The organism is Kribbella sp. VKM Ac-2568, from assembly GCF_004345365.1.
Taxonomy (GTDB): domain Bacteria; phylum Actinomycetota; class Actinomycetes; order Propionibacteriales; family Kribbellaceae; genus Kribbella; species Kribbella orskensis.
The window spans coordinates 259,933-278,809 of the sequence record NZ_SLVF01000007.1 but is presented as its reverse complement, the minus strand read 5'-3'; the positions used below and the strand labels follow the sequence as shown (position 1 = coordinate 278,809).

The window sequence follows — 18,877 nt, the reverse complement described above, 5'->3', positions numbered from 1 at the left end:
GATGTTGTTCGCCGGATCCGATCGTGACGGGGTCGCCGAGGGGCGCATCACCACCGCCTACCGGCGCTGGTCCGAGGCCCGGGTGGTGGAGGGCCGGATCTACCGGACCAACGCCGGCCGGATCGAGATCGAGAGCGTCCGCCAGGTCAACCCGGACCTGATCGCGGACAACGACGCCGACGTGATCGCGGCGGACCGGCAGAACGCGAAGGACGTCCGCCGCCGGCTGCGCGGCAACGAGGACTGGCCGACGTTCCTGGTGAAGTTCCACCTGGTCGAGGGCCCGGACCCGCGCGAGGAGCTGGCCGCCTCCGCGGACTTCTCGCCGGCGGAGCTCGAGGACCTCAAGGCCCGGCTCGCCAAGCTGGACGAGCTCAGCCGCCACGGCGCCTGGACCACCGACACGCTGCGCCTGATCCAGTCCAAGCCGGCCGTCCGGGCCGGCGACCTGGCCGCGGACCTCAACCGCGAGACCCCCGCCTTCAAACTCGACGTCCGCAAACTGAAGAACCTCGGCCTCACCTACAGCCTCGAAACCGGCTACGAGCTGAGCCCCCGAGGCGCGGCGTACCTCGCCACTGTCTGACCCACGGTCACAGTTCGTACGATCCGCGCCAGGCCCTAGGCATTTCCGACACGGAGCGTTACGGTGACCCACATCCCGAGGGGGGCTCGGGGATGAGGGGGAATTGTCATGTCTCAGCAGTATCCGGACCAGCAGCAACCATCCGCGCACCAGCCGATTCCGGAGCCGCCGATGCTTCCGGCGCAGCAGCCGCCGGGCGGTCCGCAGTACGGGAACCATCCGATGCCGCAGCAGGCGGGGTATCCGCAGATGTACGGGATCGGCTATCCGCACCAACAGGTGGCAGCGAAGAATCCGGGGCTGGCGCTCGTCGCGTCGTTCTTCGTCCCGGGCCTGGGCTCACTGATCAACGGAAGCGTCGGCATCGGGATCGCCATCTTCGCCGCGTACTGCGTCGCCTGGGTGCTGACCCTGGTGATCATCGGCTTCGTCCTGGTCCCGGCCGTCTGGGTCTGGGGAATGATCGACGCCTACCAAGGCGCCAGGAACTGGAACACCAGGCACGGGATCATCAGCTAGTGAAGGGTGCCAGAGGCGGGACTCGAACCCGCACACCCGAAGGCACCGGCACCTAAAGCCGGCGTGTCTGCCGTTCCACCACTCTGGCAACGAGGAACCGCGTTCCCAAGCGCCATCTTAGGGACTTGGGAACGCGGTTCGCCCGGTGGTCGTGCTCAGCGGTTCTGCAGCGCGTCGATGAAGACCTGCTGGAGGTCCGACGGGTTGCGGGCCACGTAACTCTGGCCGCCGGTCGCCTGGGCCAGTTGGCGCAGTTCCCCGGCGTCGGTGTCCGGCCCCATACCGAGGGCGATGATCCGGACCGGCCGGGCCGGGTCGCGCAGCGACTCGAGTGTCTGCACGGCACGCGCCAGGCTGAGGCTGCCCGGGTCGTCGTTCTTGCCGTCGGTGAACAGCAGGACCGAGTTGACCGCACTCGGGTCGTAGCTGCTCCGGACCGCCCGGACCGCGGCGATGGCCGTGTCGTACAGACCGGTGCCGCCGTTCGGGATCGCTGTCTGGGTCGTCAGGCTGCCGAGCATCCTCTGCCGTTGGGCCGGCGTCAGCTTGGCGATCGGGACCAGTTCCCGGAAATCGGCACCGAGGTCACCGATCTTGGTCGAGAAGGTCCACAGGCCCAGCGCCGCGTTTTCCGGGAAGAGCTTCAGACCGCTGGCGGCGGCCTCGATGGTCAGCTGCATCCGGGTCTTGTTGCCGACCTTCTCGGCCATCGAGCCGGACACGTCGATCACCGCGAGCGAGTGGGCCGACAGCGACAGCTTGGTCCACTCGAGCAGGCCCTTGTTGATCGCCGCCGTGGTCGGCTTGGTCAACTGGGTGACATCGCCGACCCCACGCCCGCCGCCGAGCGGGCTGAGCTGCGGGTCCCGGAAGCCGGCGTCGTCGCGAGCCTGGCCGGCCGCGTCGGTGAGCATCTCCGCCGCGAGCGCCTTGCCCGCCTCGGTGACGGCTTCGTTGTTGGTCTTGGCGGTGACGACGACCGGGTAGTCGAGCACCAGCGTTCCGGTGCGCGGCAGGATCGCCCTCAGCTGCGCCTCGGGGTGCTCTTCCTGGTACTTGACGAAGCTCGCCTCCGACGCCGGGACGACGACGTTGCTGCCGTCCTGGTTCGCCCGGCCGAACAACCCGTTCACGTCCGTGTACGGCTTGGCCATCGAGCCGAGCCGCTGCGCCAGCGGGATCAGGACCCCGGCGGTCTGCAGGTCGGTCGCGCTGGTCTTCGCCCGCTCCGACGCGATCGACAGCAGTGCCAAGGTGCCGGGTGACTGGGTCAGCGGGTCGAGCAGCGCCGGCGAGTTCGGTGGCGCGAACGAGCTGAGCCACGACGACGTGTTCGCGAAGTTCTCGCTCCGGCTGACCAGCACCAGGGGTGAGCTGGCGACCGACGGCACGGCGATGGCCGGCACCGTCTGCCCGTCATCGGCCTGGGCGATCCAGAGCGAGGAGTCGGGCACCCAGAGGTCGGGCCCGTTGTCATTTCCGTTCTTGACCTCCTGGGCGACCTTCGCCGAGGGAGCCGCGCTGATGGTGAACTGCAAGCACGGACCGTCGTTGTTGTCCTTGTTCGCCAGCGACTTCGCGGCCGACTCCAACTGCGGCTGGAGCTCGGGTGTCGTGCTGAGCCGGATCTGGGTGGGGTCGTCGCACGACTTCCCGCCCAGGAACCCGTCGGCACCCGATTCCGATCCGAAGGAGCGGACCACAAAGACGGCGCCCAATGACAGCACCAGTAGGCCGACGGCGGTCAGATACACCGGACGACGGTTGTTGTTACTTTTCGTCACCGCAGAGGAATGTTTTCCCATCGCGGCAGGTCCCTCCCTCCCAGAGGCAGACTGCGGGCGCAGATTACCCGCTTTGCACTGGTCAGGGCGAAGTTGGCGACCTTTGTTCACGCCGTGGACCAGGGGTTGCATCTGGACGCCGACTGCGCGGCTGGTACTGGTCGTCCCTGAGGAGGCTCGAAATATCGCGGAGGGTAGCTAAGCGACTCCAGTCCGGTGAGGTCGGCGTGTGATCCAAATCACAGTGACTGGTCGCTCAAGCGACCGTTGGATGCACCATGCCCATGAAACGGTTGCGGGTTTCCCTTCGAACCTTGACATGACAACGACCGCAGCCAGTAGACCCTGCCGTGCCGAAAAGGTTGTCTTTCACGATCGCCGACCGGCTTCACGGCCGCGGCGAACCGCGGGGAGGTGAGATCAGAGACCGAGGTCGCGGCGCAGCTTGGCGACGTGGCCGGTGGCCTTGACGTTGTACTGCGCGACGGCGATTTTGCCCTCCGGGTCGATCACGAAGGTCGAGCGGATCACTCCGGTCACCTTCTTGCCGTACATCGTCTTCTCCCCGAACGCTCCGTACGCCGACAGGACCTCTTTGTCCGGGTCGCTCAGCAACGGGAAGGTGACCCCGTCGCGCTCCCGGAACTTCGCCAGCTTGGCCGGCTTGTCGGGGGAGACCCCCAGTACGGCGTACCCAGCGGCCGCGAGCGAGTCGAGCGAGTCGCGGAAGTCGCAGGCCTGCTTGGTGCAGCCGGGCGTCATCGCGGCCGGGTAGAAGTACACGATCACGTTCTTGCCGCGCAGGTCCGCCAAGGAGACGTCGTTGCCATCGGCGTCGGGAAGGGTGAAGTCGGGTGCGGCGTCGCCGACGGACAGACGTTCGGACATCAGGAGCCCCTCCACGGATCGGTTGATTGTCAGACATTCTGCCGTACGCCGGTTCGCGAGGCGGAAGTGGCTCCTGGTGCCTGTGGTACCCCGCTCGCCTGACCCGGTTGCCGGGAGCCGGGGAACGGCGGGGTGACTTGCGTGTCGGGGTGGGGCGGGGTGGAGTGGAGCCATGCGGGCGATGACGGTGGTGCCGGGCAAGGCTGACTCTGCCGCTGTCGGCGAGCTGGCCGAACCGCCCGAGGCGGACGGCTCGGTCCTGGTCGAGGGACTCCTCACCGGCATCTGCGGCACCGACCTGGAACTCGTCTCCGGCGCCTTCGGCAGCGGCCGCCCCGGCTCGGACAAGCTGGTGATCGGCCACGAGTCCCTCGGCCGGGTCCTGGATGCTCCGCTCGGCTCGGGCTTCAACCCCGGCGACCTCGTAGCCGGAATCGTCCGCAGGCCCGACCCCGAGCCCTGCCCGGCCTGTGCCCGGGGCGAGTGGGACTTCTGCCGCAACGGCCGCTACACCGAGCGCGGCATCAAAGAGATGGACGGGTATGGCGCTGAGCGCTGGAGAGTCGACCCGTACTTCGCCGTACCGGTTCCCACGGAGCTCGGGGGCCTCGGAGTACTGGTAGAGCCCACGAGCATCCTCACCAAGGCCTGGGACCAGGTCGACCAGGTGGCGGCGCGATCCTGGTTCTCCCCGGAGCAGGTGCTGATCACCGGTGCCGGGCCGATCGGTCTGCTCGGGGCGCTGATCGCTCGGCAGCGTGGGTACACCGTGCACGTGCTCGACCGGGCGATGGACGGGCCGAAGCCCGAGTTGGTGCGGGACCTGGGTGCTGAGTACCTGACCAGCCTTGCCGACCTGGATGTAGTACCGGACGTGGTCATCGAGGCCACGGGCGCCGGGCAGGTCGTGGTGGACTGCGCGAAGCTGCTGGGCTGGGCGGGCGTGATGTGCCTGACCGGGATCTCCCCGGGCCCGGCGGCGATCGACGTACAGATGGACGCGTTGACGCGGCAACTGGTGATCCGGAACGCGGCGCTGGTCGGCTCGGTCAACGCTGCGAAACGGCACTACGCGGACGCTGTGGACGTGCTGCTGGCGGCAGACCGGGAGTGGGTGGACAGGTTGATCACCCGGACCGTGCCGCTGTCGGACTGGCCCACGGCCCTGGTCAGGGAGCCCGACGACATCAAGGTGGTCGTCGACCTCAGCGCCTGACCTGCGAGGATGTGATCAAACACAGTGAAGGGAGCCCTGGTGTCGGACACGCAGGCTCAGAGCGCCAAGCAGCAGGCTCGGAGCACCCAGCAGATCGAGGCGGACATCACCGCCACCCGTGCGCGACTGGCCTCGACCGTGGACGAACTGGTCGACCGGGCGCACCCGAAGAACGTCGCCAAGCGGCAGGTCGAGCAGGTGAAGGCGCAGGTCTTCGACGAGCGCGGCCAGTTGCGCACCCAGAAACTGATCGCGGTCGGCGGGGCCGTGGTGGGCGTCGTCGGGATGCTGCTGATGATCCGCCGCCTGGTGGGTCGCCGGTGACTCCTCGCAAACGTCTCTCCGACGACGACAAGCTGCCGATTCGGATGCTGCACGACCGGGTGCTCGTCTCGCTCGACCCCGAGGTCGGCGAGCGCAAGTCCTCGGCCGGCATCCTGATTCCCGCGACCGCGCAGATGGGCCGCCGGCTGGCCTGGGCGAAAGTCGTCGCGGTCGGCGCGAACGTCCGGACCGTCGAGGTGAACGACCGGGTCCTGTTCGACCCGGAGGACCGGGCCGAGGTCGAGGTCCGCGGCGACGACTACGTGCTGCTGCGCGAGCGCGACCTGCACGCGGTCGCCGCCGGCCGCCTCGAGGACGGCCAGACCGGCCTCTATCTCTAGTCCGTACTACGCACGCAGCCGCCGCGGCAGATCTCGTCTGCCGCGGGAGGAACCTCGCCCGGCGGGCGAGGATGTTCGCTGGCTGGAGCCTGCTGAACTGGAGGCCTGGATGGCGCTGGCCGCGTTGCTGTTCAAGTTGCCGGGTGCGCTCGACTATCAGTTGCAGCGCGACTCCGACCTGACTCACTTCGAGTATCTGGTGATGGCAGGCCTGTCGGAGTCGCCCGGGCATTCGCGCCGGATGAGCGACCTGGCCGGCTTCGCGAATGGCTCGCTGTCGCGGTTGTCGCACGTGGTGAAGCGCCTCGAGAAGCGCGGGTTCGTGGTGCGTCGTCCCTCCGAGGAGGACGGCCGGATCACGGTCGCCACCCTCACGGCGGCCGGCTATGCCCAGGTCGTCGCCGCCGCGCCGGGCCACGTCGCCACCGTCCGCGAGTACGTCATCGACGCTCTTACGCCCGAGCAATTGACCCAACTGAAGGCCATCGGCGCCGCCATCCACCAGAAACTCGATCCGAGCGCCGGCCCCTGCTGACCTGAAGCGCCGGTCTCTGCTGACGTCGCCGGTCCCTACTGACCGGATCTGACCGTCGCCCGGCAGGAATTCTCTTGCCGCGAATAGAACGCTCGTGCTTTTATGGCTGGTATGAGCAAGGGTGAGGAGACGCGAGCCGCGGTGCTGGACGAAGCCGCGCGGCAGGTGAGCCTGGTCGGGATGAACGGCCTCACCATCGGTCTGCTCGCGGAGAGGACCGGGCTGTCGAAGAGCGGGCTGTTCGCCCACTTCAAGTCCAAGGAGCAGTTGCAGGTCGCGGTGATCGACCGGGCCGTCGAGCTCTTCGCCGAGCGGGTGATCCGGCCGGCCCTGAAGACGCCTCGCGGGGAGCCGCGGCTGCGGGAACTGTTCGACCGCAAGCTCCGCTGGGACAGTGGGGACCTTTCCCTGCCTGGTGGTTGTTTCTTCGCCAGCGTGTCCGCCGAGCTGGACGACGCTCCGCCGGGCCCGGTCCGCGACCGTTTGGTCCAGGTCGAGCTCGACTACGCGGACACGCTCGCCACCGTCTTCCGGACCGGCATCAGCGAAGGCCAGTTCCGCGCCGATGCCGACCCCGAGCAGTATGCGTTCGACATCAGGGGAGTGTTGCTCTCCTGCCACCACGCCAGCCGGCTGCTGGCTGACCCGAAGGCCCAGGATCGGGCGCGCACCGCTTTCGAGGCGCTGATCCGAGCGGCCAAGAAGTAGAGCCCGGAACTGAGCTTGAATCCCCTGTGAACGAGGAGCACCCCGTGGCGGCAAAGAAAAGCACGAACGGTCGGTCTTTAGTCAGAGCCTTCCGCATCCTCGAGAAGATCGCGCCCGGGGTCGGGGCCGAACTGCTGGACCGCGCCTGGTTCCGCTTCCCGCCGATCTCCGAGAAGGCGCGGCGGCTCCGCGTCGAACTCCCCGCGGCAGAAACCTTCGAGGTCCCTTTCCAGGGCGGAATGTTGCGCGGTCAGGCCTGGGGTGAAGGTCCGACGGTCTACCTCGTGCACGGCTGGGGCGGCTGGGGTCTGCAGCTGGCCGCGTACATCCCGCCGCTGGTCGCTGAGGGCTTCCGCGTCGTCACGTACGACGGCCCGAGCCACGGTGCTTCGGACGCCGGTCGGGACGGCCCGACCCGGAGCTCACTCCCCGAGCTCGCGGAGGCCTTCCAGGCGGTAGTGGCCGCGCAGGGTCCGGCGTACGGGGTGGTGGCTCACTCGCTCGGCGCGGCGGCTACCGCGTTGGCGCTGCGGAGCGGGTTCGCACCCCGGCGGGTGGTGTTCCTCGCGGCGGCCACGGACTTCGTGCACACGCTCGACATGTTCCAGACGGCCTTCGGGTTCGGGCCGCGGGTCCGCGCGAGCTTCCTGCGCCGGTTCACCCGCAAGTTCGGCACGATGGAGAGCTATCGGATGGACCTGGTGATCGACGCTCTGGCCGAGGACCGCGAACTGCCCGCGCTGCTGGCGATCCACGACCGAGGCGACCACGAGACGCCGTACCAGGGGACCTTGGCGGCTGCCAAGGTGTGGCCGGGCGCAACCGTCCAGCTCACCGACGGGCTCGGCCATCACCGGGTGCTCTGGGACAAGGAGGTCGTCGAGTCCACCCGGCGGTTCCTCGCCGCGGCCCACCCGTACGCCAGAGCCGGTCACGGCCCTCAGGTGTCCGGGGAACGGGCGGTCGCCGACGGGGCGTTCGCAGTACGGGAGAGAATGTAGGGGTGACCTTCGCAACCACCTCCAGCCGTCTGCCCGACTTCCCCTGGGACAAGCTCGCTCCCTTCAAGCAGAAGGCGGCCGCGCATCCCGACGGCATCGTCGACCTGTCCATCGGTAGTCCTGTCGACCCGGTGCCGGACCTGGTGAAGAAGGCGCTCGCCGAGGCGGCCGACGCGCCGTCGTACCCGACCACGATCGGTACGTCGATCGTGCGGCAGGCAGCCGCCGACTGGCTGGCCCGCCGCCTGGAGGTGCCCGGCGTGGATCCGCTGGATGGCATCCTCCCGGTGATCGGCACCAAGGAACTGATCATGCTGCTGCCGACACTGCTCGGCATCGGCGCCGGCGACACCGTGCTCATCCCGGATCTCGCCTACCCGACGTACGAGGCGGGCGCGGCGCTCGCCCGGGCGACGAGCATCCCGGTCGCCGATCCCACGCAGTACGACGGTGGTCCGGTCCGGGTGGCTTACCTCAACTCCCCGCGGAACCCGTCCGGCGAGATCACCTCGGCAGACGACCTGCGCGCGGCCGTCGAGTGGGCCCGGGCCAACGACGTACTGCTGGTCAGCGACGAGTGCTACGCCGAGTTCGGCTGGGACGCGAAGCCGGTGTCGGTGCTGCACCCGGACATCTGCGGCGGCTCCTTCGACAACCTGCTCGCGGTGCACTCGCTGTCCAAGCGGTCCAACCTGGCCGGCTACCGCGCCGGTTTCGTCGCCGGGGACCAGGCGGTGGTCGCGGAACTGCTGGCCGTCCGCAAGCACGCCGGGCTGATGGTGCCGTCACCGATCCAGGCGGCGATGGCGGCCGCGTTCGCGGACGACGCGCACGTCGACGAGCAGCGCGAGCGCTACCTGCGCCGCCGCTCGGTCCTGCGACAGGCACTCACCGACGCCGGCTGGACGATCACCTTGTCCCAGGGCGGGCTCTACCTGTGGGCCGAGCACCCGTCGTACGATGCGTACGGATCCGTCGCAGCACTGGCAGATCGAGGCATCCTGGTCGCTCCGGGGGCGTTCTACGGAACAGCGGGCGACCGGCACGTCAGGATTGCTCTCACCGGTACGGACGAGCGGGTGGACGCAGCAGTGAAAAGGCTGCAGGACTAGGCGAACCTTTCGGGGCCGGTGTGACGTCTTCCTTGGTGACTGCCTCTAGTAGGTAGTAGGGGTGCCAAAAGGGCTCTCCTGGGGTGGAGAGGACTGGCCATGAAGTTTCGTAGCCTCGGCTCGGCTGCTGTAGCGGCAGCGCTGCTGTTAGGACTGGTTCCGGGAGCGGCCCTCGCCGCGTCCCCGGAGCCGACAGACACACCTGCCGCGATCGACACCGGGTCGCCGGAGGCGGGCGCTGCCTCGGACGACCCGACCACCGCGCCTCCCGCGACCGTCACCAAGTCCGACGCCGGCGCTGCCGCCGACGACCCGACGACGCCACCTCCGACCCCGCCGCCGCCGACGACGCCGCCACCGACGCCGACCGCGGTGCCGTATGCGCTGACGCTGAACCAGCCGGCGGCAGCGTGGGAGGACCGGCCGATCACCTTCACCGGCAAGGTGCTCAACGGCTACAACGGTCTCTACCTGACCCTGTGGGAGAAGGTCGGCACGACCTGGGTGATGCGCTCTCGCACCCGCTCGACCACCGGTGGGGCCTACAAGTTCGTCTACATCTCGCCGAACCCGTCGAAGAACCTCTTCCGGGCCAACGTCGGCGTCCTCTTCCCCAGCTCGAACGGCGGCTCACCCGACCGCACCGTCACCGTGCTCAACCGCACCCTGGTGATGAACAAGCCGGCCGCGTCGTACGTCGTCGTGTCCGGCGTGAAGATGACGGGCCGGCTGACCCCGGCCGAGCCCGGCAAGAGACTCGTCGGCCTGCAGGACCGGTACGGCAGTGGGTGGCGGACCCTGACGAGCGCGTGGATCGCCCCCAACGGGACCTTCGCCGTGCCGGTCCCGGACAACCTGCCGACGACCAAGACCGTCCGGGTGATCACCCTCGGAGTGGGGGCCGCCTCGGTCGAGGCGTCGGCGTACGCGGTGATCACGATCAAGGCGCTGGTGAACGCGAGGGTCTTCGCGGTGACCACGGGGCTCGTGTCGAAGACCTATCGCGCGGGCTGCCCGGTCCGGCCGTCCTCGCTGCGTCGGCTCCTGGTGAACTACTGGGGCTTCGACCACGTCGTTCACCGTGGTGAACTGATCGTCCGCGACGCCGCGGTGGCGAAGATGATCTCCGTCTGGACCGCCTCCTTCAACGCGAAGTTCCCGATCCGGCGGATGCAGCGCGTCGACGTCTTCGACGGCAGCGACATCCGGGCGATGGCGGCGGACAACACCTCGGTCTTCAACTGCCGCCAGGTGACAGGCAACCCGTATGCCCTGTCGCCGCACTCCTACGGCTTCGCGATCGACATCAACACGGTCGAGAACCCGTACCTCGCGGCGAACAACGTCTGGTACCCGTCGAACGGCCTGGCCTATCGCAACCGCAGCGTGTCCCGTCCCGGCATGCTCTTCAGCACCAGTACGCCGACCCGCTCACTGCGCAGCCTGGGCTTCTTCTGGGGTGCCGGCTGGAGCAAGCCCGACTACCAGCACTTCGAGCCGAAGTGAGGCTCGCAGTAGCGGCCGTGGCTGTTCTCGGACTGCTGGTGGGTTGCAGCAGTTCCGAGAAGCCCGCTGCTGCGCCCACTCCCGCGCCCCCGGCCAACGCAGGTGGAACGGTGCCCGTTCCGACGATCACCCTGAGCACGGCCAAGCCCACGGATGCTGCCGAGCCTCCGCAGATTCCGGAGCAGGCCACGGCACCTCCACCCGCCGCGGCCGGTCCGGTGTCGGCCAAGAACCTGCCGGCCGCGGCGAAGCTCGGTGCCGGTTGGAAGACCTACACGGATCCCGGTGGAGCCGAGGCGGGGTTCCAGGGCAACGAAACCTGGACGCGTCGCCGTGAGGCTCACCAGGCCGCGTTCGAGGCGCTGCCCATCGGTTGCGCCAAGCAACTGCCGAAGGACTCGCTGCCTGTCCCGCAGCACGCTCTGCAGGGTTCTTATCGCACCAGTCGCGCCACACCCGCCACTGCGCTGGTGCTTCGCTTCGGAGACGCGGACAAGGCCACTACCTACTACCGCGGTTACCAGGCACGCATGACCGCCTGTGGGAACGACGCCAACGCCCAACTCGCAGTACAGAGTCTGTGGTCCGAGGACACGGCCGCTGCATCGGTACGCCGGTACGCCGGGGCCGAAGCGTTCGTGGAGGTCTCGGTGGTTCAGGGGGCCACGGTGGCCTTGCTGGCGGCGGAATCGGCCGCGCCTGCCGGCGAGACCGCCTGGGCGCGGAGCGTCGTACCGGAACTTCGGGCTGTGGTCGATTCGCCGTAAAAATGTACTACCTTTCAGTATTTGTTGCCCTTAAACTCCTGACATGGGTGACTTCGACAGGTATGAGCGGCTGACGGCTGACCTCGAGCCGCCGTACGCGGTGGTCGACCTGGCGGCCTTCCGGCGGAACGCGGACGATCTCGTGCGTCGCGCCGGAGGGACGCCGATCCGGGTCGCGTCGAAGTCGGTGCGCTGCCGTGCGCTGATCACGGCCGCGCTCGACCGGCCCGGCTTCCACGGAGTGATGGGCTACTCGCTGCCCGAGGCGCTCTGGCTCGCGCGCAACGGGGTCGACGACATCCTGATGGGCTACCCGACCGTGCACCGCGGGGCCCTGCGCGAGCTCGCCGCGGACGCGGAAGCGGCCGCGCGGATCACCTTGATGATCGACGACTACGAGCAACTCGCGCTGATCAAGGCGGCGACCGGAGGAGGCGAGCGGATCCGGGTCTGCCTCGACGTGGACGCCTCGCTGCGGATCCTCGGCCAGCACCTCGGCGTTCGCCGCTCGCCGCTGCGGACCCCGGAGCAAGTGCTCGCCCTCGCCCGCCGGGTGGTCGCGGACAACGCGTTCGAACTGGTCGGCGTGATGTTCTACGAGGCGCAGATCGCGGGCCTGCCGGACACCTCGCCGGCGATTCGCCTGGTGAAGCGGTTGTCCGCCTCCGAGCTGTCGGACCGCCGCGGCGCGGTCGTCGATGCCCTCAAGCAGGTGGCGCCGCTGCGGCTGGTCAACAGCGGAGGCACCGGCAGCATCGAGGTCAGCAGCGCCGACCCGGCCGTCACCGAGGTCACCGCGGGCTCGGGTCTCTACGGCCCTACTCTCTTCGACAAGTACGACGTCTTCCAGCCGGAGCACGCGGTCGCCTACGCGCTCGGGGTGGTTCGCCGCCCGACGCCGCGGATCGCCACCCTGTACGGCGGCGGGTACATCGCCTCCGGACCGGCCAAGAAGTCGCGGCTGCCTTCGCCCACCTGGCCGCTCGGGCTGAAGCTGCTCGGCACCGAGGGCGCGGGCGAGGTCCAGACTCCGGTGCAGGGCGAGAACGCGCGGGGACTGCGGATCGGCGATCGAGTGTGGATGCGCTATGCCAAAGCGGGCGAGATGCTGGAACGATTCGATCGTCTGCAGGCGATCGACGGCGACGAACTGACCGAGCTCGTAACGTACCGGGGTGAGGGGAAGAACTTCGGATGAGCACCTGGCGCAACTGGGCCGGCACCGAGTCGGCGACCGGGCTGGAGGTCCTGCGGCCGTCGTCCGTGGACGAGGTCGCGGCAGCGGTCAAAGTCGCCGCGGAGCAGGGGAAACGGCTGAAGGCGGTCGGCGCCGGCCACTCGTTCACCGGATGCTCGGTGCCCGAGCAGGTGATGGTCCGGCTCGACCGGCTCGCCTCGATCACCTCTGCCGACTCGGTCTCCGGCAAGGTGACCCTCGGTGCGGGCACCGGCCTCGCCAAGCTCAACGCCGGCCTGACGTCATTCGACCTGGCGATGGCGAACCTGGGCGACATCGACAAGCAGACCATCTCCGGGGCGATCTCCACCGGCACCCACGGCACCGGCGCCAAGCTCGGCGGACTCGCCACCCAGATCGTCGGGCTCGAGCTCGTCACCGCCGATGGCTCGGTGCTGAACTGCTCGGCCGAGGAGAACGCCGACGTCTTCAACGCCGCCCGGGTGTCGGTCGGCGCGCTCGGCGTGATCACCGCGCTGACGCTGCAGACCGTACCTGCCTTCCTGCTTCGCGCGCAGGAGATGCCGCTGCCGCTCGGCGAGGTGCTCACCGGTTTCAATGAACTTGCCGACGGCAACGACCACTTCGAGTTCTACTGGTTCCCGCACACCGAGATCGCGCTGACCAAGCGGAACAACCGGGTCGCGCCCGGCGTCGGCCCGTCCCCGGTCGGCCGGATCCGCGGCTGGGTCGACGACGAACTCCTGTCCAACCGGGTCTTCGAGCTGACCAACCGCCTGTCCGTACGGCGACCCGGGCTGGTGCGGCGGATCAACCGGCTCGCCTCCCGGGCGTTGTCGGCCCGCGAGTACGTCGACTCGTCGTACAAGGTGTTCTGCTCCGAACGGAACGTGGTGTTCCGCGAGTCGGAGTACGCCGTACCGCGGGAGCACGTGGTCGAGGTGGTGCGGCAGTTGCGGGCCTGGATCGACCGGTCGGGCGAGCGGATCCCGTTCCCGATCGAGGTGCGGGTGGCCGCCGCCGACGACATCTGGCTGTCCACCGCCTACGGGCGCGACACGGCGTACGTGGCGATCCATCAGTACCACCGGCTCCCGCACGACAAGTACTTCGACGCGTTCGAGCAGATTGTCGCGCCCTTCGGCGCCCGGCCGCACTGGGGCAAGCTGCACAAGCTCGGCGCGGAGCAACTCCGCGAGCGGTATCCGCGGTTCGACGACTTCCTCGCGGTCCGGGACCGGCTCGACCCGCAGCGGGTCTTCGGTAATCCGTACACACGGCAGGTGTTCGGGGCTTAGCCTTCGGGCATGACTGCACCTGAGCCGCTGGAAGCGCTGCCCGAGGACTGGACCAAGGCCCTGGCCGTCGTGGCGCACCCCGATGACCTGGAGTTCGGCGCCGCCGCCGGAATCGCCCGCTGGACCGCGCAGGGCAAGGAGATCGTCTACTGCCTGCTCACCTCCGGCGAGGCGGGCATCGACGGCATCCCGCCGGCCGAGTGCGGCCCGCTGCGCGAGGCCGAGCAGATCGAGTCGGCCCGGATCGTCGGAGTCCCTGTGGTCGAGTTCCTCGGACAACCCGACGGCACCATCGAGTACGGCGTGGAACTGCGCCGGCTGATCGCGGGTGCGGTGCGGCGGCACCAGCCGGAGATCGTCATCACGAACAACTTCCGCGACACCTGGGACGGCAACGCGACGCTGAACCAGGCGGACCACATCAACACCGGCCGCGCCACCCTCGACGCGGTCCGCGACGCAGCGAACCGCTGGATCTTCGAGGGCGACGGCGAACGCTGGAACGGAGTACGCCAGGTCTGGGCCGGCGGCTCCCCACATTCCCGGCACGCCGTCGACACCACCGACACCTTCGACCTGGGCGTCCAGTCGCTGAAGGCCCACAAGGCCTACATAGAAGGCCTCAACTGGCCCCACTTCGACCCGAGCGAATTCCTCGAAGGCATCTCCCGCGCCGCCGGCACCCGCCTAGGCACCACCTACGCAGCCGCCTTCGAAGTCCTAACCCCGTAACCCCATCCCTCCGCCACCTCACCCCCGCGCTGGCCCGGGGTGCGCCACCCGCTATTTCGCCGAGTCGTGGATCTAGGGACGGGAAAGCGGTTGCCGACGACTCCGATCCACGAATGAGCGGCAGCTCATGCGTTGGTGGTAGCGCCTATCCACGAGTGAGTGGGGGCTCATGGGTTTGCGCGGGTGGTTAGGCGGCTTGGGGGGTGAGTCCCCGGCCGTCACGAGATCGCTCAATCCGCAGCAGCTCGCCAGGTCGATGAAGGTTCGCGCAGGCGGCGTCAGTGGCAACCCGGCAGACCCTATGACTTCCAGCTCCTGTACTTCGTGCACGCGCAGGCCGTGAACACGTGGCAGTGCCGCCTTCGGATCACGCCGAACACTCACGTGCAACTGGTCATCGACGGGACCACTGCCGCCCCACAACTCAAGCGCCGTGTGATGGCTCAGCACTCCTTCCGGGACCAACACCAGTGCTGCCTAAGCCCGTACTCGCGGGGAGACGACTACGTCAGCGCGCACGTACACCGAGCGAAGTACCTGCGTGTACCGATCGCCGCGGAGCATCTGCGGCGTGATCCCTGCTGCCCGCGCCTCGCTCACACTGAACGGCTTCCCGTCACCCCTTTCCACCCCACCACGATCGCGCATTCCGTCGCATGAGGTCGCCGGTTATCCACACCCTCGGCACACCCGCGGTCGAGTCGTGGATTTCGTATCGAGGCAACCGATTTACCACACCTTCAATCCACGACTCGACGCTTAGTTGAAGGGGCGGCTGGTGGGGGTCAGTTGTTGGGGAGGTCTAGGGAGATCTTGAGGTGGGGTGGGGTGGGGAGGGGGTTGCGGGGCTCGCGGTCTCCGGCGGGGTCTGGGCCGGGTGGGTTGTCGGGGCCTACCCAGGAGCGAACTAGGGTGCGGCCTTTGCGGGAGAGGCGGAGGAGGTCGATCTGCTGGACCTGTGCGGCGGGGATGCCGAGTTGGGCGAGGCTGCGGTTGGCCATTCCGGCGGCTGCGTCGTGCTTGCGCTTGCTGAGGTTGTGCTGCAGGACGATGGCGATCCCGCCGTCCGGGAGGTCCTCGATCCGTTGCAGACGCATGCCCTTGTCGAGGGATTGTGACATCAGGGCCACGTCGATGTAGGTGGAGTTGGACAGGCGCCGGTCGACTTTGGCGCGGGCGATCACTTCGTAGCGGGCCATGGTTCGATCATGCGTCGCCCGGGGGTCGATTTCCAGGAATACCGGCCAGACCTCGTAGTGGCGCGACGAGGTGGCGCAGGCCGTGACGGAGAAGGTCGAGGCGTGGCTGTCAGGCCGGGTGGGCCTGGGGCTGGACGTCCAGGACGCGGTGGGCGTCGGCCAGGACGGCGGGCGAGGCCAGGGACTGCCAGCGGGGGATCTGTTCCTGGAGGAACGGGCGGAGTTTGGGCTCGAGCTTCGGGGCGTGCTCCAGGACGTCGAGTTCGTTGACGATGGTGAGGTCGACGAAGTCGCGGAGCTCCGCGGTGGTCAGTTCTTCCGAGGTGCCGGTGAAGCGGTCGGTGACGGTGTTGTGCTCGGCGAGGTCGCGCCAGGTGGTCTCGCGCTCGCAGGAGCCGTACCGGTAGACCAGCAGTTCCGCGTCGGTGCCGATGACGGCTTCCAGGACGGGGCGTTCCTGCTGCCAGTCGAACAGGTGGGTCGGGAATCCGTCCGTCCCGTACGCCGCGTGCGCGAGGCCGGCGATCACGAGGGTCTCGGAGGCGCCGAGCGTTCTGAGCCGCTTGGCGACCCGGTGGAGGTGCACGTACAGGGTGCCGCCGGCGTGGTCCAGCTCGTCCGCACCGCGAACCAGCAACAGCGATCCCAGGTCTTGGAATGTGCTCATCTGACCTCTTCTGTTCGGAGCGGTCAGGGCCCAACGGGACCGGCCCAGGCCAACACGGTACGACGCGCGACACCGCCTCGCCCAGGGAAGCGGCGTGCCGGATCGGTCACACTGTGGATCACCACAGGTCACCGATCCGGCACCTCCCCATTACCTTCCCGACCACTCCGCGCCGGACGCCTCGGGCCCGGACCGTCGAGAAACCAGATGAGAAACCGACCGAGAAGCCGATCGGGGTGTTGCGAGAACGGATCGGGAGTTACGAGAAACCGATCGAGAAGCCGATCGGGGTGTTGCGAGAAACCGATCGGGGGAACTACTCGGCGAGCTCGGCGAGGGCCTTGCGGGCTGCTTCGAGCTCGGCCTCCAGGGCGGCGACCTTCGCGGCCTGCTGCTCGCGAGCCGCGTCGATGACCTCGTCGATCGGGCCGGACAGGTCCTCGTGCAGTTCCTTGGCGGCGCGCGAGACCGCGGCGGCCGCGACCGCGAGGTTGCGGGCGAGGTAGCTGCTGCCCTGCTTGAGCTCGGCGTGCCACTCACCGTCGGCAGTGCCGGTCACCGTCAGGGTGAGCTCGAGCGTCTTGGTCTTCTTCGCGGCCGGCGCCTTCTTGGCGGCGCGCTTGGGCTTCTCCGCGACGGCCTCGGCCGCCGGGGCGTCCGCGTCAGCCGAAGAGGTGCCGGCTGGCGAGTCGCCCGACGTTGCTTCCGCGGCAACGGAAGAGTCGGCAGAAGTGATGACACCTGCGTCGTCGGGAGTGTCGGCGACGTCGGTCTGCGGTTCTACTGCCAAAGTGTCTACAGTCATCGTTGCGGCGATCTCCCTGGGTGACATGTCCCCGCCGAAGCGGGCTGGCGCTGAGAGTGTATTAGAACACATGTTCGACCCAGAAAGCCAATCACGCCACGCGACAAGCCCTGCCCGCTCGGTGAGATCGGGCCGGGCTCGCTGCGAAGATCAGGCCGTGAGGCCGGCCGACAGGACGAGTCCCGGAAGATCAGGCCGGAAGATCAGGCCTGGTGTTCCTTGCGGTCGCCGGACCAGTCGAGGTGGAAGGTGCCCCCGCGGTCCGTACGTCGATACGTGTGCGCACCGAACAGATCGCGGAGCCCCTGGATCAGCGCAGCCGGCAGCCGCTCAGCCCGCAGTCCGTCGTAGTACGACAGCGCGGCCGAGAAGCCAGGAGCCGGTACGCCGACCGTGGCCGCGGTCGCGACGACGCGACGCCAGCCGTCCTGGCCGCTGGTGACGGCGTCCTTGAAGTAGTCGTCCACCAGCAGCGACGGCAGGTCGGCGTCCCGGTCGTAGGCCTCCTTGATGCGGTCCAGGAAGCGAGCCCGGATGATGCAGCCGCCGCGCCAGATCGTTGCCATCGCGCCCAGATCGATGTTCCAGTTGTACTGGTCGCTGGCCGCGCGGATCGCGTCGAAGCCCTGCGCATAGGCGACCAGCTTCGACGAGTACAGCGCGTGCCGGACGTCGTCGATGAACGCGTCCCGGTCCACGTCGGCCTTCGCCTCCGACGGCCCGGGCAGCACCCCGGCCGCGGCGGTGCGGCGTACGACGTCGCCGGACAGGGAGCGGGCGAAGACGGCCTCGGCCATGCCGCTGACCGGGATGCCGAGGTCGAGCGCGACCTGCACGGTCCAGCGGCCGGTGCCCTTCTGCTCGGCCTGGTCGAGCACCACGTCCACGAACGGCCCGCCGGTCGACTCGTCGACCTGGCTGAGCACCTCGGCGGTGATCTCGATCAGGAACGACTCCAGGTCGCCCCTGTTCCACTCGAGGAACACGTCGGCGATCTCGGTGGCACTGAGACCGAGCACGTGCCGGAGCAGGTCGTACGCCTCGGCGATCAGCTGCATGTCGGCGTACTCGATGCCGTTGTGCAGCATCTTCACGAAGTGGCCGGCGCCGTCGGGGCCGACGTGCACGCAGCACGGCTCGCCGTTCACGTGCGCGGAGATCTTGGTCAGCATCGGCTCGAGCGCGGCGTACGACTCCGGCGAACCGCCCGGCATGATGCTCGGGCCGTTCAGCGCGCCCTCCTCGCCGCCGGACACACCGCTGCCGACGAAGTGCAGGCCCTTGGCCTTCAGCGCGTCCTCGCGCCGCCGGGTGTCGGCGAAGTGCGCGTTGCCGGCGTCGACGACGATGTCGCCCTCGTCGAGCAGCGGCACCAATTCGTCGATCACGGCGTCGGTCGGCTCGCCGGCCTTGACCATGATGATGATCTTGCGCGGCTGCTCCAGGGAGGCGACCAGCGCGGGCAGGTCGGCGGCCGGGGTGAACTCACCTTCGTGGCCGAACTCCTCGATCAGCGCGTCCGTCCGGGCCTGGGACCGGTTGTGGACGGCGACGCGGAACCCGTTGCGCGCCAGGTTCCTGGCCAGGTTGCGGCCCATCACCGCGAGACCGGTGACGGCGATCTGGGCTGGAGCACCTGACCGGGGTGGTGGGGTGGGGTCAGCATGCACACTGCTCATGGAATTCTCCTG

The 18,877-nt window shown here is 68.6% G+C and carries 20 protein-coding genes and 1 tRNA gene; 14 read left to right on the top strand and 7 right to left on the bottom strand.

Going from position 1 to position 18,877, the window contains the following annotated elements:
• Position 1: 1 nt before the first annotated feature.
• Entirely contained in the window at positions 2-586 is a 585-nt protein-coding gene (locus EV648_RS22145; RefSeq protein WP_132294886.1) for a hypothetical protein, read from the top strand.
• A gap of 108 nt (positions 587-694) precedes the next feature.
• Positions 695-1,105 carry a hypothetical protein gene (locus EV648_RS22140; RefSeq protein ID WP_199234750.1) on the top strand — a complete coding sequence of 137 codons (411 nt, stop codon included), beginning with the start codon at positions 695-697 and terminating at the stop codon, positions 1,103-1,105.
• Positions 1,106-1,112: 7 nt separating this feature from the next.
• On the opposite strand, the gene EV648_RS22135 is transcribed toward EV648_RS22140, so the two are convergent.
• The 3 genes from EV648_RS22135 to bcp form a co-directional block, all read right to left on the bottom strand.
• Positions 1,113-1,193: transfer RNA gene (locus EV648_RS22135), tRNA-Leu, on the bottom strand.
• A gap of 67 nt (positions 1,194-1,260) precedes the next feature.
• Positions 1,261-2,889 carry a substrate-binding and VWA domain-containing protein gene (locus EV648_RS22130; RefSeq protein WP_241995470.1) on the bottom strand — a complete coding sequence of 543 codons (1,629 nt, stop codon included), beginning with the start codon at positions 2,887-2,889 and terminating at the stop codon, positions 1,261-1,263.
• Positions 2,890-3,309: 420 nt separating this feature from the next.
• On the bottom strand, positions 3,310-3,777 hold the full coding sequence (bcp, locus tag EV648_RS22125) for a thioredoxin-dependent thiol peroxidase (RefSeq protein ID WP_132294880.1): 468 nt from the start codon (positions 3,775-3,777) through the stop codon (positions 3,310-3,312).
• 172 nt (positions 3,778-3,949) lie between these two features.
• Here bcp and EV648_RS22120 point away from each other — a divergent pair, with 172 nt between their 5' ends.
• The 12 genes from EV648_RS22120 (at position 3,950) to EV648_RS22065 (ending at position 14,515) form a co-directional block, all read left to right on the top strand.
• Positions 3,950-4,993, top strand: coding sequence for a glucose 1-dehydrogenase (locus tag EV648_RS22120; RefSeq protein WP_132294877.1), 1,044 nt, complete (start codon positions 3,950-3,952; stop codon positions 4,991-4,993).
• Positions 4,994-5,032: 39 nt separating this feature from the next.
• The gene (locus tag EV648_RS22115; RefSeq protein WP_241995469.1) at positions 5,033-5,317 is read left to right on the top strand and encodes a DUF3618 domain-containing protein; all 285 of its coding nucleotides are present in this window, start codon (positions 5,033-5,035) and stop codon (positions 5,315-5,317) included.
• A 44-nt stretch (positions 5,318-5,361) separates the two neighbouring features.
• Positions 5,362-5,658, top strand: coding sequence for a co-chaperone GroES (locus EV648_RS22110; RefSeq protein WP_132187654.1), 297 nt, complete (start codon positions 5,362-5,364; stop codon positions 5,656-5,658).
• A 109-nt stretch (positions 5,659-5,767) separates the two neighbouring features.
• On the top strand, positions 5,768-6,193 hold the full coding sequence (locus EV648_RS22105; protein ID WP_132294871.1) for a MarR family winged helix-turn-helix transcriptional regulator: 426 nt from the start codon (positions 5,768-5,770) through the stop codon (positions 6,191-6,193).
• A gap of 111 nt (positions 6,194-6,304) precedes the next feature.
• Positions 6,305-6,901 carry a TetR/AcrR family transcriptional regulator gene (locus EV648_RS22100; RefSeq protein ID WP_132294868.1) on the top strand — a complete coding sequence of 199 codons (597 nt, stop codon included), beginning with the start codon at positions 6,305-6,307 and terminating at the stop codon, positions 6,899-6,901.
• Positions 6,902-6,945: 44 nt separating this feature from the next.
• Complete coding sequence (locus EV648_RS22095) at positions 6,946-7,902, top strand: alpha/beta fold hydrolase (RefSeq protein ID WP_132294865.1); 957 nt, start codon at positions 6,946-6,948, stop codon at positions 7,900-7,902.
• A gap of 2 nt (positions 7,903-7,904) precedes the next feature.
• Positions 7,905-9,014, top strand: coding sequence for a succinyldiaminopimelate transaminase (gene dapC, locus EV648_RS22090; RefSeq protein ID WP_132294862.1), 1,110 nt, complete (start codon positions 7,905-7,907; stop codon positions 9,012-9,014).
• A gap of 99 nt (positions 9,015-9,113) precedes the next feature.
• Positions 9,114-10,520: a M15 family metallopeptidase gene (locus tag EV648_RS22085; RefSeq protein ID WP_132294859.1), complete on the top strand. Its 1,407-nt coding sequence runs from the start codon at positions 9,114-9,116 to the stop codon at positions 10,518-10,520.
• Between the two features lie 110 nt (positions 10,521-10,630).
• Positions 10,631-11,287, top strand: coding sequence for a hypothetical protein (locus EV648_RS22080; protein ID WP_132294856.1), 657 nt, complete (start codon positions 10,631-10,633; stop codon positions 11,285-11,287).
• A 43-nt stretch (positions 11,288-11,330) separates the two neighbouring features.
• A complete protein-coding gene (locus EV648_RS22075) occupies positions 11,331-12,485 on the top strand; it encodes an amino acid deaminase/aldolase (RefSeq protein ID WP_132294853.1) in 1,155 nt (384 codons plus the stop codon).
• Complete coding sequence (locus EV648_RS22070) at positions 12,482-13,783, top strand: D-arabinono-1,4-lactone oxidase (RefSeq protein ID WP_132294850.1); 1,302 nt, start codon at positions 12,482-12,484, stop codon at positions 13,781-13,783. The genes EV648_RS22075 and EV648_RS22070 overlap by 4 nt, the downstream gene beginning before the upstream one ends.
• 9 nt (positions 13,784-13,792) lie before the next feature.
• Positions 13,793-14,515: a PIG-L deacetylase family protein gene (locus EV648_RS22065; RefSeq protein ID WP_132294847.1), complete on the top strand. Its 723-nt coding sequence runs from the start codon at positions 13,793-13,795 to the stop codon at positions 14,513-14,515.
• Positions 14,516-15,300: 785 nt separating this feature from the next.
• Here EV648_RS22065 and EV648_RS22060 read toward each other — a convergent pair.
• The 4 genes from EV648_RS22060 to gndA form a co-directional block, all read right to left on the bottom strand.
• On the bottom strand, positions 15,301-15,714 hold the full coding sequence (locus tag EV648_RS22060) for a hypothetical protein (protein ID WP_132294844.1): 414 nt from the start codon (positions 15,712-15,714) through the stop codon (positions 15,301-15,303).
• Between the two features lie 109 nt (positions 15,715-15,823).
• Positions 15,824-16,381, bottom strand: coding sequence for a DUF6817 domain-containing protein (locus EV648_RS22055; protein WP_132294841.1), 558 nt, complete (start codon positions 16,379-16,381; stop codon positions 15,824-15,826).
• A 316-nt stretch (positions 16,382-16,697) separates the two neighbouring features.
• Complete coding sequence (locus tag EV648_RS22050) at positions 16,698-17,186, bottom strand: DUF6319 family protein (protein ID WP_132294838.1); 489 nt, start codon at positions 17,184-17,186, stop codon at positions 16,698-16,700.
• Positions 17,187-17,389: 203 nt separating this feature from the next.
• On the bottom strand, positions 17,390-18,865 hold the full coding sequence (gene gndA / locus EV648_RS22045; RefSeq protein ID WP_132294835.1) for an NADP-dependent phosphogluconate dehydrogenase: 1,476 nt from the start codon (positions 18,863-18,865) through the stop codon (positions 17,390-17,392).
• Between the last annotated feature and the right edge of the window lie 12 nt (positions 18,866-18,877).